The following is a 16,539-nucleotide window of genomic DNA, read 5'->3' as shown; positions in this document are numbered from 1 at the left end:
TAGCGTTTTTCAGGATAACCTGTAAGCAGATGCGCCAGAAGTCGAAGGACTACCGGGCGTTAAAGAGATGAAAGTCAAAACAGTTACGGTGGGCAAACATCATGATATGTGTTGTCCGCCTTATATGGGGCATTAAACGATTATTGTTTTCCATGTTCAGTTTCCTTTCAGTAATTGAAAGCATGGTCATTTTATCCAGGAAAAAGGGATTAACTGTGAAACAGATCACCAATAACCGATCATTTCAGAAATAATTAGTCGTTTTGAGTGAATGACGCAGATCAAAATGCTGTTTTGTTGGTTCGGTGTTAAATTGATGTTTTAATTGTGTTTAAAGAGGGCGGATATAGCTATGAAAATAAACTCATCGTTATTTTCATGGCTATATTAAGGCTGGTATGTTTTTTATTTAAAATTAAAGTGAATACTTATTCAGATCATAAACCGATATCCGATACCGGTTTCTGTTAATAAATGACGAGGACGCGCGGGATCGGCTTCAAGTTTCTGGCGAAGGTGTCCCATATAAATGCGTAAATAGTGACTATGCTCGACAGCATTCGGTCCCCAGACCTGGCTTAACAGCTGTCGCTGCGTTAACACTTTTCCGTGGTTATTGAGCAGCACGGCCAGCAGACGAAATTCGATAGGCGTAAGGTGGATCTCTTCTTCCCCTCGCACGATGCGGCGGGCGGCAAGATCGACGCGGATATCGCCAAAGGCGTACACCGGATCAGAAGGGGACGTGGCACTGTGTCGACGCAGCGCCACACGAAGCCGGGCCTGTAACTCGCCAATGCCAAACGGTTTGATCAGATAATCATCCGCTCCGGCATCCAGCGCGGCGATTTTATCCGTCTCTTCGGTGCGGGCAGAGAGCACCAGAATGGGCATCTGGCTCCACTGACGCACCTCACGAATAAAATCGATGCCGTCGCCATCCGGAAGTCCCAGATCCAGGATCACCAGATCTGGCTTGCGGGTGGCGGCTTCAATTAACCCCCGTTGAAGCGTACCGGCTTCATGCACGCGCAAGCCGTCGCCTTCCAGCGCGGTACGCAGAAATCGGCTGATAGCGAGCTCATCTTCAACAATCAGAACGTTAATCACAAATCCTCTGGTAATTCATCAAGTTCTGGTGGGGTTTCAAGAGGAAGTGTAACACAAAAGCGTGCCCCACCTTCCGGGCGGTTCTCTGCGGAAATGGTGCCACCATGCACGTCGACAATCGCCTGGCAGATCGCCAGACCCAGCCCAACGCCCGGAATGGCGGATTCCTTATTACCGCGCGCAAATTTTTCGAATATGGCGCGCTCCTGACCGGCCGGAATACCCGGCCCGTTATCCCAGACGTCGAGCCGCAGCACACGTTTATCCACCCTGGCAGCAATCCCCAGCCGGGCCTTTGTCCCGGCGTATTTAGCCGCGTTTTCCAGCAGATTAATCAGCACGCGCTCAAACAGCGGGCCATCCACATGGATTAACGTCAGGGGTTCCGGCATGTCCAGCTCAATATGGCGCCCGCCGAGACCCGGCTCCAGCATCTTCAGCGCACTGCCGACAACCTCCTCAAGGGTGAGCCACTCTTTTTTGAGGTTAAACCCGCCGGACTGAATGCGCGCCATGTCCAGCAGGTTGTTCACCAGGCGCGTGGTATTCAGCACGTGCTGGCGAATTTCGCTGGCCTGCATCGCGTGCTTTGATCCTTCCGCCGCCAGATCCAGCGTCAGAATTTCGGACTGGCCAAACAGCACGGTAAGCGGGGTGCGCAAATCGTGAGACAGCGCTGCCAGCAGCGAATTGCGAATACTTTCGCGCTCGCTTGCCAGCCGCGCCTGCTCTTCGCTGGCGGTGAGCGCCAGCCGTTCAAGGGCGCTGGCGACCAGCAGGGTGAAGGTTTCCAGCAGGCGCTGCTGCTCTGGGATCATCAGCTGACGCAGGTTAGACGGCTCGACGATGACCAGCCCGTGATTTTTATCCGCGCTGCGCAGCGGCAGGATCTGGTAAGGCACGCCGGGCAGCGTGTCGGTGCCGGCGCCGGCAGGTAACCCCTTATCGAAACTCCAGCGGGCAATCGCTTCATCCCAGGGCGTCATCCCCGAAGGGGAGGTCAGCGGGCGAAGGCGCCCCTGTTCGTCGGGGAGCAAAATCAGGTTACTGGCATGAAAGGTCGAACGGATAAACTGCTCGCTGGTCTGCACGATATCCCGCTGCGTGCGGCCAACCGCCAGCGATTTTGACATTTCATACAGATGGCGCGTGCGCTGCTCGCGATAGCGGGCAATGCGTGCCTGGTAGCGTACGCCTGCCGTCAGATTCCCGATCACCAGCCCGACGGTAAGCATCACGGCAAAGGTCAGAATGTACTGCACGTCCGAGACAGCAAGCGTCCCGCGCGGAGCGATAAAAAAAAGGTCGAAGCTGATGACGTTGATCACCGTTGCCAGCACCGACGGCCAGCGGCCATAAAAGAGCGCGACCACAACGACGCCGAGCAGATAAATCATGACCAGATTGGCGGCGTCGAAGGCGATGAGCCACTGGCTGGCAATCACCGTAATCAGGGCGCAAAGGACCACTGCCACTAGGCAACCCCGGATCTGAATGCGCCATTTATCGCCAAAGGTGCGAGCATCCGGCGTACGGTTGGGCAGTGGGGCGGGCTTGTCATCCAGCGCGACGATGACTAAATCAAGATCCGGCGCGCGGCGGGCCAGCCTGTCGGCAAAAGATTCGCGGCTAAACCAGCGGCGATGCTGTCGACGTCCAATGACAATCTTGCCCAGGTTGTGCTCGCGCGCGTAGCGCAGAATGGCTTTATCTTCCTGCGGTTCGGAAAGGGTGGCGGTTTCGGCACCCAGCTCCTGCGCCAGCCGCAGCGCGCTCAAAATGGCGCGACGCTGATTTTCTGGCAGGCCATGCAGCTGCGGCGTTTCGACGTAGACCGCGTGCCAGACGCTGCCAAATTTCGCTGCCAGCCGGGCGGCGGTGCGAACCAGTTTTTCGTTGCCGCTGCCGTGACCAATGCATAACAGAATGGCGTCCCGCGTGTGCCAGACGCGCTCTTGTCCCTGTAGGTCTCGCCAGGCGCGCATCTGGTCATCAACGCGATCGGCGGTGCGGCGCAGGGCCAGCTCGCGCAGGGCAATCAGGTTTCCTTTGCGGAAAAAATGTTCGATGGCGCGTTCGGCCTGGCCGGCAATATACACTTTGCCTTCGTGCAGGCGCTGGCGTAGATCGTCCGGCGGCAGGTCAACCAGTACGACTTCATCGGCAGAATCAAAAAACGGATCGGGGACGGTTTCCCGCACCTGGATACCGGTTACGCCGCTCACTACGTCGTTCAGGCTTTCCAGATGCTGAACATTTACCGTGGTGAAGACGTCAATGCCTGCCTCAAGCAGCTCCTCAACATCCTGCCAGCGCTTCGGATGGCGGGAGCCTGGCGCATTGCTGTGCGCTAGTTCGTCCATCAGGATCAGGGCAGGGCGGCGGGCGAGGGCGGCATCAAGATCAAACTCCGTGACCAGCCGCCCGCGATGGCTGATACGCTGGGGCGGCTGCGTCGCCAGCCCCGTCAGCAGCGCAGCCGTCTCTTTGCGACCGTGGGTTTCCACCACGCCGATGAGAATATCAAGCCCCTGCGCCCGAAGCCGCTGGGCTTCCGTCAGCATGGCGAAGGTTTTCCCGACGCCCGCGCAGGCGCCGAAGAAAATTTTCAGCTTGCCGCGGTGGGCTTCAGCCGTCTGTTCAAGCAGCCTGTCCGGATCCGGGCGCATGGGCTCGTCGGTCATTTAGTTCTTCCTTAGCGCGTCCAGCGCCAGATTCAGCTCAACAATGTTCACTACCGGCATGCCGATGAAGCTGACCAGCGGCTTTTGCGTATGTTCTGCGACCAGCTGGCTCACCTGCTCGACGGTCAGCTGACGGGCGGCTGCCACGCGTGGGATCTGCCACACCACCGCATCCGGCGTCAGGCTGTAATCCAGCCCGCTCGCGGAAGCGGTGATCAGCTCAACCGGCACCTCACGGCTGGCCTGCGGATTCGCGGCGCGCAGGGCGGCAACGCGTTCAGCAACGGCTTTGTCCAGGTCAGGATTACTGCCAGCCAGATTGCTGCCGCCGGAGGCCATTGGATTATACGGGCTTTCCGCAGTGGCGGAAGGGCGTCCCTGGAAGTAGCGCGGGTCCGTAAAGTTCTGCCCAATCAGACGCGAGCCGCGGTTTTCACCGTTCTGGATAATCAGCGAGCCGTTGGCCTGATCTTTAAACCACCACTGGCCCAGCGCGGTAGTCATCAGCGGGTAAAGCCCGCCGGTAATCAGAGACAGCAGAATAAACAACAGTATAGCGGGACGTAACATCGTCATTGGATCCACCTTTTAAACCAGCCCGAACAGCGTTAACAGCATGTCGATAACCTTGATCCCAATAAAGGGCACCACCAGCCCACCCAGACCGTAAATCCACAGGTTACGGCGCAGCATGGCGGCGGCCGTCAGCGGCTTATAGCTCACCCCTTTCAGCGCCAGCGGAATAAGAAAGACAATAATCAGCGCGTTGAAGATCACCGCGCTCAAAATGGCCGAGGCCGGAGAGTGCAGGTGCATCACGTTCAGGGCATTCAACTGCGGGTAGGTTGCCGCAAAAGCCGCCGGAATGATGGCGAAATACTTCGCCACGTCGTTGGCGATACTGAACGTGGTCAGCGAGCCGCGCGTCATCAGCATCTGCTTCCCGATATGTACCACTTCGATCAGCTTGGTCGGGTTCGAGTCGAGATCCACCATGTTGCCCGCCTCTTTTGCCGCCTGGGTACCGGAGTTCATCGCCACCGCCACGTCGGCCTGCGCCAGCGCCGGGGCGTCGTTGGTGCCGTCGCCGGTCATCGCCACCAGACGGCCTTCCGCCTGATACTGGCGAATGAGTGCCAGCTTCGCTTCCGGCGTCGCTTCGGAAAGGAAATCATCCACGCCCGCTTCGGCGGCAATGGCCGCCGCAGTCAGACGGTTATCCCCGGTGATCATCACTGTTTTAATGCCCATCTTACGCATCTGGGCGAAACGCTCTTTAATACCGCCTTTAACGATATCCTTCAGGGCGATAACCCCCAGAACGCTTGCACCTTCCGCCACCACCAGCGGGGTTGCTCCCTGACGCGCCACGCTTTCCACCAGGTTGTCGACTTCCGGGGGGAAGTGTCCATTATTGGCTTCAATATGACGGCGAATGGCATCAACGGACCCTTTACGGATCATCCGGTCCTGAATGTTAATTCCGCTCATTCGGGTTTGCGCTGTGAAGGGCACGAACGTGGCGTGCAGGCTCTGAACGTCGCGCTGGCGCAGGTTAAAGCGCTGCTTGGCGAGGATCACGATACTGCGGCCTTCCGGCGTTTCATCGGCCAGCGAGGAAAGCTGCGCCGCGTCAGCCAGCGTTTTTTCATCCACGCCGGGAGCAGGTAGAAAGTCAGAGGCCTGACGATTGCCCAGGGTGATGGTCCCGGTTTTATCCAGCAGCAGCACGTCTACGTCACCCGCCGCTTCAACGGCGCGTCCGCTGGTGGCGATGACGTTCGCGCCCAGCATCCGGCTCATCCCCGCCACGCCAATCGCGGAAAGCAGGCCGCCGATAGTGGTGGGGATCAGACAGACGAGCAGGGCGATCAGTACGGTGATGCTAACCGCTGTACCGCCGTAGGCGGAGAAGGGCCACAGGGTCGCCGTTGCCAGCAGGAAGACAATGGTGAGCGCCACCAGCAGAATGGTCAGGGCGATCTCGTTCGGCGTTTTACGACGCTGTGCGCCTTCCACCATGGCGATCATCCGGTCGAGAAAGGTTTCGCCCGGGTTAACGCTGCACTGGATCACCAGCCAGTCGGAAAGAATGCGCGTTCCGCCGGTAACTGAGGCGAAATCTCCGCCCGACTCACGGATCACCGGTGCGGATTCCCCGGTAATGGCGCTTTCGTCTACCGACGCGCCGCCCTCAATCACCTCACCGTCGCAGGGGATGATGTCGCCAGCTTCCACCAGCACCACGTCACCTTTGCGCAGTTCATCCGCCGGAACGTGGTCCATCTGCGCGCCGTATTTAGGTTCGCGTAATTTGCGCGCAAAGGCGGTCTTTTTTACCCCTTTCAGGCTGTTGGCCTGTGCCTTACTGCGGCCTTCCGCTAACGCTTCGGCGAAGTTGGCGAACAGCACGGTAAACCACAGCCACAGGCTGATGGCGGCGGTAAAGGTTGCATTCCCTGAAAGGTGTCCCGTTCCCATGGCAATCGCCAGTGCGGTGGTGAGTAAACTTCCAGTCCAGACAATAAACATCACCGGGTTGTGCCACTGCACGCGCGGGCTCAGTTTTTTTACCGCATCCATGAGGGCCTGACGAACTAACGTCGGTTCGAGCAGGGCCAGTTGTTTACGACTCATGACAAATTCTCCGCAAAATCAGCGTAAAGAGAGATATTCCGCAACCGGGCCTAACGCGAGGGCGGGGATAAAGGTCAGGGCACCCACCAGCAAAACGGTGCCAATCAGCAGGCCGACGAACAGCGCGCCGTGAGTCGGTAACGTACCGGTGGTGGTCGGCTGGATCTTCTTATTCACCAGTGTTCCAGCGATCGCCATGACGGGAATAATCACGCCGAAACGTCCGATGAACATGCAGAACGCCAGCAAACAGTTCCAGAACGGCGAGTTGGCGCTTAACCCTGCAAAGGCGCTGCCGTTGTTGTTGGCGGCAGACGAAACGGCGTAAAGCACTTCGCTAAAGCCGTGAATGCCCGGGTTAAAGATGCCGTTGCGCCCGGCGTCGGTCATCAGCGCCAGCGCGGTACCGAGCAGCACAAGGGTGGGGGTGACCAGAATTGCCAGCGCGGTTAATTTCATTTCGCGGACGTCGATTTTTTTGCCGAGATACTCCGGCGTGCGACCGATCATTAGCCCGGCGATAAACACGGCGAGCAGAACGAACAACAGCATGCCGTACAGCCCCGAACCGACCCCACCGAAAACTACCTCGCCAATCTGCATCAGCCACATCGGGATCATGCCGCCGAGCGCGGTAAAAGAGTCGTGCATGGCGTTCACTGCCCCGCAGGAGGCCGCCGTGGTGACCACCGCATAGAGGCTGCTGGCAAGAATGCCGAAGCGGCTCTCTTTGCCTTCCAGGTTGATATTGCTGTTAGCCCCCAGCAGCATGAAGTGGCTGTTGCCGTTCCATTCGGCCCACATCACCAGTGCTACACAGACCACGAAGATCAACGACATCGCCCACAGCAGCGTACGTCCCTGGCGGCGATCGTTAACCACATCGCCAAAGGCGAAGCAGAGCGCGGCGGGGATCAGGAAGATCGCCAGCATCTGTACAAAATTGGTTAATGCCGTTGGGTTTTCAAACGGATGCGATGAGTTGGCGTTGAAGAAGCCGCCGCCGTTGGTGCCCAGCATCTTGATCGCTTCCTGCGACGCCACCGGCCCCATAGGAAGGAGTTCCCTGACCCCTTCAAGCGAGGTGTAAGGGGTATAAGGCAGCAGGTTTTGCAGAGTGCCTTGCTGAATAAAAAACAGGGCAATAATCAGCGCAACAGGCACCAGGATCCAAAGAGTGATGCGCGTGACATCAACCCAGGCGTTGCCGAGAGTGCTGACATTCTGACGGGCAAACGCGCGCGTCAGGGCGAAGATCACCGCGATACCGCTGGCCGCAGAAAGAAAGTTTTGCACGGTTAACCCGGCCATCTGGCTGAAGTAGCTGAGCGTGGTTTCACCGGCGTAAGACTGCCAGTTGGTGTTGGTGACAAAGCTGACCGCCGTGTTCAGCGCCAGATGCCAGGATAAACCCGGTAACTGCTGCGGGTTCAACGGCAGACTGCCCTGGAGCATCAGCAGCGTAAAGAGGGCAATAAGTCCCAGGATATTCAGAAGCAGTATCGCCATCAGGTACTGGCGCCAGTTCATTTCCCGGTCGCTGATACCTGAAATGCGCCAGAGCACGTTTTCAATATTTCGCGTGCCAGGCAATGGCACGTTGTTTATCAGCCGCGCCAGCGCTGTTCCCAGCGGCCTGGCGAGCACAAACAGTACCAGTAAAAAGCTGGCAATAAGCAAAAACGCCTGAGCAGCCATCAGAATGCCTCCGCATTAATCAGGGCATAAATCAGATAACCCAATAACAGGAACACCAGCACGATGCCGGCAATCAGACCTGCACTCACAATCCACCTCCGGGTGACTTTTGTTGTTGTACAAACGGTAGGATTTATGGCGCAAAGATTTCGCAAAAATCAGAAGGGCAGGTGTAAAAAAAGTATAAAAAGGGAAAGACCACAATTTAACTATTGGTAAGTAAATCGTTAACTTTTTTGTAACTTAATTACAGGCGGGAATGTAAATATTCACGAAATGGATGAAAATAAGTGGTCGGATGAGTAGTAAAATTACAAACAAAGCGGTATTATTTTAACCAGGTCACAGATTTCACATTTTCCGGAGACGGTTTCCGGCCAACTACAGGGGAGAAAATTATGGATCTTTATAAAGAGTTTCCGGCTCATATCATTTTCATGCGTCGCACTTTCGCCGTAGTGGCTGGCGTGTTGGCCCTGCCGGTGATGCTGTTCTGGAAAGATCGCGCACGTTTCTACAGTTACCTGCACCGCGTCTGGGCGAAAACCAGCGAGAAGCCGGTGTGGATGGATCAGGCCGAGAAAGCGACCTGCGATTTCTACTGATACGGTGTGACATCGTAGCCATAAAAAAACCGCCTACAGCAATGTGGCGGTTTTTTTGTCCCTCGGGATTCGCGGTCCGTTGGGTGGTTTTCAAGCTCTCACACAGAGGCTTACAAGCATACTTCTGCTGGTTTAATAAGCAAACGCTTCACTCCTAAATAAATTCTTAAAAACAGGTTCAATGGATTACGTTTTGCTCACGTGATGCCTACTATGCAGCGTCCCTTTCCGCCATCTCGCAAATGGGCATCGGTCCTGGGAAAGGTGTATCCATAGCCGTAAAGCAGCCCACCTACCCGGGCTTGTGTCCACCGATTTATCACCGGTGGTGATAGGTGGAGCGGTTAGCAGCAGGGACCGCATAGTGAAACGCTATTTATGCATCGCGTTCATTGTCGCCAGCGCACTCGTTGTAAAGAGTGATAAACCGGATGTGTTTATTGCCTTTACCCTGATAGCGCAGGACAAGTAGCGTTAAGGCCGCCTTGGGCGGCCTTTTTTATTTCATCCCGTCTACACTTCATGGCAAAGTAGTTCAAAGCGTGCCTTTTTCCTTTTACGGCATGCCCTTACGGACATAATGGACAATTGCCAGGAGTTTTATGCCCACCCATCTGGTTTGGTTTCGCGCGGATTTACGCATTCACGACAACTTCGCTCTCGCGGCGGCCTGCCGCGCTAAAGACGCGAATGTGCTGGCCCTGTTTATCGCCACGCCTGAACAGTGGCGGCAGCATGACATGGCGCCCCGGCAAGCGGCACTACTCAGCGCGTATCTGAATGACCTGCAACATTCACTGGCTGAAAAAGGCATTCCGCTGATCTATAAAGAGGCCCATGATTTTGCCGCGCAGCGCCAGACGGTGCAGGCAATCTGCCAGCAGCACGCAGTAACGCATCTTTATTACAACTATCAGTATGAATTCAACGAGCAACAGCGGGATCGTCAGCTGGAGAAAACCCTTGCGGGCGTGGTCTGTGAAGGCTTTGATGACAGCGTGATGCTCGCGCCGGGCAGCGTAATGACCGGTAGCCACGAGATGTATAAAGTTTTCACGCCGTTTAAAAATGCCTTTATCAAACGCCTGAAAGAGGGACTACCTGAGTGCGTTACCGCCCCGACCGTGAGAGGGGAAACGATAACGGATATGCCGGCGATCAGGCTGAATTATCCCCAGCAGTCGTTCGATGAAACGGTATTCCCCGCCAGTGAGAAAGCAGCTATTGACCGGTTGCGTCAGTTCTGCACGCAGGGGGCGGCAGAGTACGAGGCGCGTCGGGATTTTCCAGCGACTGAAGGCACCAGTCGCTTGTCGGCCTGTTTAGCGCTGGGCGCGCTCTCTCCGCGCCAGTGTTTACATCGCCTGCTGGCGGAACAGCCTCAGGCCTTAGACGGGGGGGGCGGGCGCAGTGTGGCTGAACGAACTGATCTGGCGTGAGTTTTATCGCCATCTGATGACGTATCATCCTGATTTGTGTAAACATCGGCCCTTTATTCACTGGACCGAACAGGTACAGTGGCAGTCGAATGAGAAGCTGCTTAAGGCATGGCAGCATGGGCTCACCGGCTTCCCGATTGTTGATGCGGCTATGCGGCAGCTCAATGAAACCGGGTGGATGCATAACCGTCTGCGAATGATTACCGCCAGCTTCCTGGTGAAGGATCTGCTTATCGACTGGCGAACCGGAGAGCGTTATTTTATCTCTCAGCTGATCGATGGCGATCTGGCGGCGAATAACGGCGGCTGGCAGTGGGCGGCCTCCACCGGAACGGATGCGGCTCCCTATTTTCGGATCTTCAATCCGACCACGCAGGGACAACGATTTGACGCCGACGGCGAATTTATCCGTCGCTGGCTGCCGGAGCTTAAGGATGTCCCGGCCAAAGCCATTCATGAACCCTGGATATGGGCGGATAAACAGCGTGTTACCCTGAACTATCCCCGTCCCATTGTCGACCATAAACAGGCGCGCGTCGCCACGCTGGCGGCGTACGAAGCCGCCCGAAAAGTTTGAGAGAATGATGATGAAAAACAGTGAACTGGAACGCCTGATTAACGAAAAACTCAACACGGCTTCGTTTAGCGACTACGGCCCGAATGGCTTGCAGGTGGAGGGGCGTGAGACGGTGCAAAAAATCATCACCGGCGTGACGGCAAGCCAGGCGCTGCTGGATGAGGCGGTGCGTCAGGAAGCCGATGCGGTGATTGTCCACCACGGTTATTTCTGGAAAAACGAATCACCGATTATTCGCGGCATGAAGCGCAACCGACTTAAAACGCTGCTGGCGAATGACATCAATCTGTACGGCTATCACCTGCCGCTCGATGCGCATCCTGAACTGGGAAATAACGTTCAGCTTGCGCAGCTGCTGGGGATTACCGTGATGGGTGAAATTGAACCTCTGGTGCCGTGGGGCGAACTGTCGATGCCGGTTCCGGGTCTGGAGCTGGCTTCGTGGATCGAAGCGCGGCTGGGGCGTCGTCCGCTGTGGTGCGGCGACACCGGGCCGGATACCGTGAAGCGCGTGGCATGGTGCACCGGCGGCGGCCAGGGCTTTATTGACAGCGCGGCGCGTTTTGGTGTCGACGCCTTCATTACCGGCGAAGTCTCCGAGCAGACCATTCACTCAGCCCGTGAACAAGGCCTGCATTTTTACGCGGCGGGCCATCACGCCACCGAGCGTGGCGGCATCCGCGCCCTCAGCGAGTGGCTGACGGAAAATACCGATCTGGATGTGACGTTTATTGATATCCCTAATCCGGCCTGATGAGAGGTAGTTAAGTGCAGCGAGCGCGTTGTTATCTTCTGGGTGAAACCGCGGTAGTTCTGGAGCTTGAGCCTCCGGTGACGCTTGCTACGCAAAAGCGTATCTGGCGTCTGGCTCAGCGACTGCCCGAGCTACCCGGCGTGGTTGAAGCTATTCCGGGTATGAATAATATCACCGTGGTGCTGCGTGATCCGCACACGGGGGCGCTGGATGCCATTGAGCGTCTGCAACGCTGGTGGGAGGAGAGCGAGGCGCTGGAGCCGGAATCGCGGACGATTGAGATCCCGGTTGTCTATGGCGGCAAGGGAGGTCCCGACCTTGGCGTGGTGGCCGAACACTGTGGATTAACGGAGAAGCAGGTTGTGGAGCTGCATAGCTCAGTCGACTATGTTGTCTGGTTTTTGGGATTTCAGCCGGGTTTCCCCTATCTGGGCGGGTTATCGCCCCAGCTGCATACGCCGCGCCGGGCTGAGCCGCGCCTGAGCGTACCGGCGGGCAGCGTGGCGATTGGTGGCGAGCAAACGGGAATTTATCCGCTCGCCTCACCGGGAGGCTGGCAGCTGATTGGGCACACGTCCACGCCGTTATTTGAACCAGGCCAGGACGCGCCCATACTCCTGCGTCCGGGGGATACCCTGCGCTTTATCCCGCAGAAGGAGGGGGTATGTTAACGCTTATTCGCGCAGGGCTTTACACCTCGGTACAGGATGCCGGGCGTTTTGGGTTGCGTCAGTCGGGCGTAAGCTACTGCGGTGCGCTCGATCGCCCTTCGCTGGAGATTGCCAACCTGCTGGTAGGTAACGCAGGCAGCACGGCGGCGTTAGAAATTACGCTGGGTCAGTGCGTGATTGAGTTTGGTCAGGAAACCTGGTTTGCCTTAACCGGCGCGGGCTGTGACGCGATGCTGGACGGCAAAGCGGTGTGGACCGGCTGGCGCCTGCGGGCGAAGGCCGGGCAGCGTCTGACGCTCAAGCGTCCTCTGCACGGCGTGCGCAGCTATCTTGCGGTGGCGGGGGGGATCGACGTGCCGGAGGTGTTGGGCTCATCCAGCACCGACCAGAAAGCGGGAATGGGCGGCCATGAAGGACGGCTGCTGCGTGACGGCGATCGTCTGCGGATAAAGACCTCAACGCGCCATTTCACCACCACGCAGGGCGTGAAACAGCTGCTGTGGGGGAACGTGATCCGCGCCTTACCAGGACCGGAATACCATGAGTTTGATGAAGCCGCGAAAGAGTCTTTCTGGCGCTCGCCGTGGAAGATCAGCCCGCAGAGTAACCGCATGGGTTACCGGCTTCAGGGGCAGCCGCTGACCCGCACGACTGACCGGGAACTGCTTTCCCATGGTCTGTTGCCCGGGGTGATTCAGGTGCCGGGCAACGGGCAGCCCATCGTACTGATGAACGATGCGCAAACCACGGGGGGATATCCGCGTATTGCCTGCATTATCGAAGCGGATCGCTACCATCTGGCGCAAATTCCTCTAGGTCAGCCCATTCATTTTGTGCAGTGTTCGCTGGAGGAGGCGCTGAAAGCCCGGCAGGATCAGCAGCGTTATCTCGATCAGCTGGCGTGGAGGCTCGATGGTAAAGATTGATTTAAACGCCGATCTGGGGGAGGGCAGCAGCGCCGATGCGGCGCTGATGACGCTGGTCTCCTCGGTGAACATCGCCTGCGGGTTTCATGCCGGCGATGCGCAGACCATGCTGGCGAGCGTGCGCAATGCCATGAAAAACCGCGTGGCGATTGGCGCTCACCCCAGCTTTCCCGACCGGGAAAACTTTGGTCGCACGGTGATGGTTCTGCCGCCTGAGACGGTTTACGCGCAAATGCTCTACCAGATCGGCGCCCTGGAGGCGATAGTGCGCGCTGAGAATGGCGTGTTGCGCCACGTCAAGCCGCACGGCATGCTCTATAACCAGGCGGCGAAAGATCCGGCGCTGGCGGATGCCATTGCCCGTGCGGTGCGGGACTGTAATCCGCAACTGATTCTGGTAGGCCTGGCGGGCAGCGAGCTTATTCGTGCCGGAGAACGGCTGGGGCTGACGACGCGGCAGGAAGTGTTTGCCGATCGGGGATACCTGCCGGACGGTAGCCTGGTTCCGCGTACGCAGGCCGGTGCGCTGATCACCGACGAAGGTAAAGCACTGGCGCAGACGCTGGAGATGGTGCGCTTCGGGCGAGTAACCTCAACGGAGGGGACAACGGCAAACGTTCAGGCTGATACGGTGTGCTTACACGGTGACGGCGAGCATGCGCTCCAGTTTGCGCGACGCCTGCGGGCGGCGTTCTCGGAAGAGGGCATTGTTGTCAGCGCAGAATAATCATGAAAGGACAATAACATGCCAGAAGGTCCGGAGATCCGCCGCGCGGCGGATAGCCTGGAGGCGGCGATAAAGGGCAAACCTCTGACACACGTCTGGTTTGCCTTTCCTCAACTCAAGCCGTTTGAATCGCAGCTGGTGGGGCAGACGGTGACCCACATTGAAACGCGCGGCAAGGCGTTACTCACCCACTTTTCCCATAACCTGACGTTATACAGCCATAATCAGCTTTACGGTGTCTGGCGGGTGGTGGAGGCGGACGAGCAGCCGCAAACGACCCGCGTGCTGCGCGTGCGGCTACAAACGGCGGATAAGGCGATCCTGCTTTACAGCGCCTCTGATATCGAAATGTTAACACCGGAGCAGCTGCTGACGCATCCGTTCTTACAGCGGGTCGGACCGGACGTGCTCGACATGCGTCTGACGGCAAGCGATGTGAAAGCCCGGTTGTTATCCCCCACATTCCGCAACCGGCAGTTTTCCGGGCTGTTGCTCGATCAGGCATTTCTGGCGGGGCTGGGAAACTACCTGCGGGTGGAGATCCTCTGGGAAGTGGGGCTGGCGCCGCAGCGCAAAGCGTCGCAGCTGAGCGATGAACAGCTGGAGGCGCTGTCGCACGCGTTACTGGATATTCCACGGCTGTCGTACAACACGCGCGGCGTGGTGGATGAGAACAAGCATCACGGGGCGCTGTTCCGCTTCAAGGTGTTTCATCGGGCAGGTAAAAAGTGCGAGCGGTGCGGCGGGGTGATTGAGAAGGCGACGATCTCTTCCAGGCCGTTTTACTGGTGTCCTGGGTGCCAGATGTAAAAAAGCCGGGTGGTGGCTACGCCTTACCCGGCCTACATCTCGCACTTGTAGGCCCGGCAAGCGAAGCGCCGCCGGGCGTGTTTTTTAGCGCTTAATGTCAGACTTAAAATCACGCTGCTCGTAGCCGGTATACAGCTGACGAGGACGCGCGATTTTCATGCCTTCGCTGTGCATTTCGTTCCAGTGCGCAATCCAGCCCACGGTACGCGCCATGGCGAAGATTACGGTGAACATGGAAGACGGAATGCCCATCGCTTTCAGAATAATGCCAGAGTAGAAATCGACGTTCGGGTAGAGTTTCTTCTCGATGAAGTACGGGTCGTTCAGCGCGATGTGTTCCAGCTCCATCGCCACTTCCAGCAGATCATCTTTGGTGCCCAGCTCTTTCAGCACTTCGTGGCAGGTCTCACGCATGACGGTCGCGCGCGGGTCGTAGTTTTTGTAAACACGGTGACCGAAGCCCATCAGACGGAAGGAGTCATTCTTGTCTTTCGCGCGGCGCACGAACTCAGGAATGTGCTCAACGGAGCTGATTTCTTCCAGCATCTTCAGTGCCGCTTCGTTCGCGCCGCCGTGCGCCGGTCCCCACAGGGAGGCGATACCCGCAGCGATACAGGCGAACGGGTTCGCGCCGGAAGAGCCCGCGGTACGGACGGTAGAGGTCGAGGCGTTTTGTTCGTGGTCAGCGTGCAGGATCAGAATACGGTCCATCGCGCGTTCCAGCACCGGGTTCACTTCGTACTCTTCGCACGGCGTGGAGAACATCATACGCAGGAAGTTACCCGCGTAGGAGAGGTCATTGCGTGGGTACACAAACGGCTGACCGATAGAGTATTTGTAACACATCGCCGCCATGGTAGGCATTTTAGACAGCAGACGGAACGCCGCGATATCACGGTGACGTGGGTTATTCACGTCCAGAGAATCGTGGTAGAACGCCGCCAGCGCACCGGTAATACCGCACATGACCGCCATCGGATGAGAGTCACGACGGAACGCATGGAACAGACGGGTAATCTGCTCATGGATCATGGTGTGACGGGTCACGGTGGTTTTGAATTCATCGTACTGCGCCTGCGTCGGTTTTTCGCCGTTCAGCAGGATGTAGCACACTTCCAGATAGTTGGATTCGGTGGCTAACTGATCGATGGGGAAGCCGCGATGGAGCAGGATACCTTCGTCACCGTCAATGTAGGTGATTTTGGATTCGCAAGATGCGGTGGAGGTGAATCCAGGGTCAAAGGTGAATACCCCTTTGGAACCCAGCGTACGGATATCAATAACATCCTGACCGAGCGTGCCTTTTAGCACATCCAGTTCAATAGCATCATCACCATTTAGGGTGAGTTTTGCCTTTGTATCAGCCATTTACGGTCTCCTTAGCGCCTTATGCTTAAGACTGCGCTTTACCGGATTTGCTTTCAGCTGTTAATCATCGTTACCAGATTGTTATTTGGCTTACCGCTCAGCTCACGAGGAGAAACCAGGGTACAGAGCTATGGCGCCTTGCAGGTAAACGAATGAAATATCAGTGAAACAACAGCAAATCAGCGTTTTTGCAGTCCGAATTATTCAAACCTGTATATCACTAATAACTGTCCTGATAACTTCGGTCAATACCATCACACTGTTACATAACTATTTGTCAGGTGAAAGAGAGACCTCATAACTTTTGCGCATTATATGCCTTTTCTGATGACGTTTGTAACAATATTGTTTAACATTTGTCAAATCAGATGATTAAAAATTAAAAAGATGTTGTTATCGTGACCCCGATCACTGTTCCAGAGAAAACCCAACAAACTGTATGTAGGTTAATTGTAATGATTTTGTGAACGGCCTATACTGCCGCCAGGTCTCCGGAACACCCTGCAATCCCGAGCCACCCAGCGTTGTAACGT

Annotated in this window: 14 protein-coding genes and 1 pseudogene; 7 read left to right on the top strand and 8 right to left on the bottom strand. The window is 56.8% G+C overall.

Annotated elements, in window-relative coordinates:
- Positions 1 to 49: 49 nt before the first annotated feature.
- From speFL to kdpF, 7 genes are all read right to left on the bottom strand, one after another.
- On the bottom strand, positions 50 to 154 hold the full coding sequence (speFL, locus tag SK62_RS22395) for a leader peptide SpeFL (RefSeq protein WP_003858645.1): 105 nt from the start codon (positions 152 to 154) through the stop codon (positions 50 to 52).
- A 278-nt stretch (positions 155 to 432) separates the two neighbouring features.
- The gene (gene kdpE, locus SK62_RS14560; RefSeq protein ID WP_003858643.1) at positions 433 to 1,110 is read right to left on the bottom strand and encodes a two-component system response regulator KdpE; all 678 of its coding nucleotides are present in this window, start codon (positions 1,108 to 1,110) and stop codon (positions 433 to 435) included.
- Positions 1,107 to 3,794 carry a two-component system sensor histidine kinase KdpD gene (kdpD, locus tag SK62_RS14555; protein WP_015571120.1) on the bottom strand — a complete coding sequence of 896 codons (2,688 nt, stop codon included), beginning with the start codon at positions 3,792 to 3,794 and terminating at the stop codon, positions 1,107 to 1,109. Before kdpD ends, kdpE begins: the two co-directional genes overlap by 4 nt.
- Entirely contained in the window at positions 3,795 to 4,370 is a 576-nt protein-coding gene (kdpC, locus tag SK62_RS14550; RefSeq protein WP_015571119.1) for a potassium-transporting ATPase subunit KdpC, read from the bottom strand. It lies immediately after the preceding gene.
- A gap of 12 nt (positions 4,371 to 4,382) precedes the next feature.
- Positions 4,383 to 6,431, bottom strand: a complete 2,049-nt coding sequence (gene kdpB / locus SK62_RS14545) for a potassium-transporting ATPase subunit KdpB (protein ID WP_032652983.1) — start codon at positions 6,429 to 6,431, stop codon at positions 4,383 to 4,385.
- Between the two features lie 18 nt (positions 6,432 to 6,449).
- A complete protein-coding gene (gene kdpA / locus SK62_RS14540) occupies positions 6,450 to 8,129 on the bottom strand; it encodes a potassium-transporting ATPase subunit KdpA (RefSeq protein WP_032102596.1) in 1,680 nt (559 codons plus the stop codon).
- On the bottom strand, positions 8,129 to 8,218 hold the full coding sequence (gene kdpF, locus SK62_RS22720) for a K(+)-transporting ATPase subunit F (RefSeq protein WP_003858638.1): 90 nt from the start codon (positions 8,216 to 8,218) through the stop codon (positions 8,129 to 8,131). Before kdpF ends, kdpA begins: the two co-directional genes overlap by 1 nt.
- A 309-nt stretch (positions 8,219 to 8,527) precedes the next feature.
- On the opposite strand from kdpF, the gene SK62_RS14530 reads away from it, so the two are divergent.
- The 7 genes and pseudogenes from SK62_RS14530 (at position 8,528) to nei (ending at position 14,638) form a co-directional block, all read left to right on the top strand.
- Positions 8,528 to 8,734 carry a YbfA family protein gene (locus tag SK62_RS14530; protein ID WP_003858637.1) on the top strand — a complete coding sequence of 69 codons (207 nt, stop codon included), beginning with the start codon at positions 8,528 to 8,530 and terminating at the stop codon, positions 8,732 to 8,734.
- Between the two features lie 602 nt (positions 8,735 to 9,336).
- Positions 9,337 to 10,750: pseudogene (phrB, locus tag SK62_RS14525) on the top strand (deoxyribodipyrimidine photo-lyase).
- 10 nt (positions 10,751 to 10,760) lie between these two features.
- Positions 10,761 to 11,504: a type 2 GTP cyclohydrolase I gene (locus SK62_RS14520; protein ID WP_003858635.1), complete on the top strand. Its 744-nt coding sequence runs from the start codon at positions 10,761 to 10,763 to the stop codon at positions 11,502 to 11,504.
- Between the two features lie 14 nt (positions 11,505 to 11,518).
- Positions 11,519 to 12,175 carry a 5-oxoprolinase subunit PxpB gene (gene pxpB / locus SK62_RS14515; protein WP_003858633.1) on the top strand — a complete coding sequence of 219 codons (657 nt, stop codon included), beginning with the start codon at positions 11,519 to 11,521 and terminating at the stop codon, positions 12,173 to 12,175.
- Positions 12,169 to 13,101 (top strand): 5-oxoprolinase subunit PxpC, encoded by a 933-nt coding sequence (gene pxpC, locus SK62_RS14510; protein WP_017384973.1) that lies wholly within the window; start codon positions 12,169 to 12,171, stop codon positions 13,099 to 13,101. Before pxpB ends, pxpC begins: the two co-directional genes overlap by 7 nt.
- Positions 13,088 to 13,828, top strand: a complete 741-nt coding sequence (gene pxpA / locus SK62_RS14505; protein WP_047718619.1) for a 5-oxoprolinase subunit PxpA — start codon at positions 13,088 to 13,090, stop codon at positions 13,826 to 13,828. The genes pxpC and pxpA overlap by 14 nt, the downstream gene beginning before the upstream one ends.
- Before the next feature lie 18 nt (positions 13,829 to 13,846).
- The gene (nei, locus tag SK62_RS14500) at positions 13,847 to 14,638 is read left to right on the top strand and encodes an endonuclease VIII (protein WP_032670331.1); all 792 of its coding nucleotides are present in this window, start codon (positions 13,847 to 13,849) and stop codon (positions 14,636 to 14,638) included.
- A gap of 84 nt (positions 14,639 to 14,722) precedes the next feature.
- Here nei and SK62_RS14495 read toward each other — a convergent pair whose 3' ends face one another.
- Positions 14,723 to 16,006, bottom strand: coding sequence for a citrate synthase (locus tag SK62_RS14495; RefSeq protein WP_006809584.1), 1,284 nt, complete (start codon positions 16,004 to 16,006; stop codon positions 14,723 to 14,725).
- Between the last annotated feature and the right edge of the window lie 533 nt (positions 16,007 to 16,539).

The sequence above is a fragment of the Enterobacter sp. BIDMC109 genome (assembly GCF_001037885.1).
Classification (GTDB): Bacteria; Pseudomonadota; Gammaproteobacteria; order Enterobacterales; family Enterobacteriaceae; genus Enterobacter; species Enterobacter hormaechei_C.
Note: the sequence above shows the minus strand (reverse complement) of the source record. Positions and strands in the feature narration are given on the sequence as shown.

What these genes read in the sequence shown, in the direction of transcription:
- pxpA (WP_047718619.1), top strand. Translation starts at nt 13,088, where the DNA reads ATGGTAAAGATTGATTTAAACGCCGATCTGGGGGAGGGCAGCAGCGCC.
- kdpA (WP_032102596.1), bottom strand. Translation starts at nt 8,129, where the DNA reads ATGGCTGCTCAGGCGTTTTTGCTTATTGCCAGCTTTTTACTGGTACTG.
- speFL (WP_003858645.1), bottom strand. Translation starts at nt 154, where the DNA reads ATGGAAAACAATAATCGTTTAATGCCCCATATAAGGCGGACAACACAT.
- SK62_RS14495 (WP_006809584.1), bottom strand. Translation starts at nt 16,006, where the DNA reads ATGGCTGATACAAAGGCAAAACTCACCCTAAATGGTGATGATGCTATT.
- SK62_RS14520 (WP_003858635.1), top strand. Translation starts at nt 10,761, where the DNA reads ATGAAAAACAGTGAACTGGAACGCCTGATTAACGAAAAACTCAACACG.
- pxpC (WP_017384973.1), top strand. Translation starts at nt 12,169, where the DNA reads ATGTTAACGCTTATTCGCGCAGGGCTTTACACCTCGGTACAGGATGCC.
- SK62_RS14530 (WP_003858637.1), top strand. Translation starts at nt 8,528, where the DNA reads ATGGATCTTTATAAAGAGTTTCCGGCTCATATCATTTTCATGCGTCGC.
- kdpC (WP_015571119.1), bottom strand. Translation starts at nt 4,370, where the DNA reads ATGACGATGTTACGTCCCGCTATACTGTTGTTTATTCTGCTGTCTCTG.
- kdpB (WP_032652983.1), bottom strand. Translation starts at nt 6,431, where the DNA reads ATGAGTCGTAAACAACTGGCCCTGCTCGAACCGACGTTAGTTCGTCAG.
- nei (WP_032670331.1), top strand. Translation starts at nt 13,847, where the DNA reads ATGCCAGAAGGTCCGGAGATCCGCCGCGCGGCGGATAGCCTGGAGGCG.
- kdpD (WP_015571120.1), bottom strand. Translation starts at nt 3,794, where the DNA reads ATGACCGACGAGCCCATGCGCCCGGATCCGGACAGGCTGCTTGAACAG.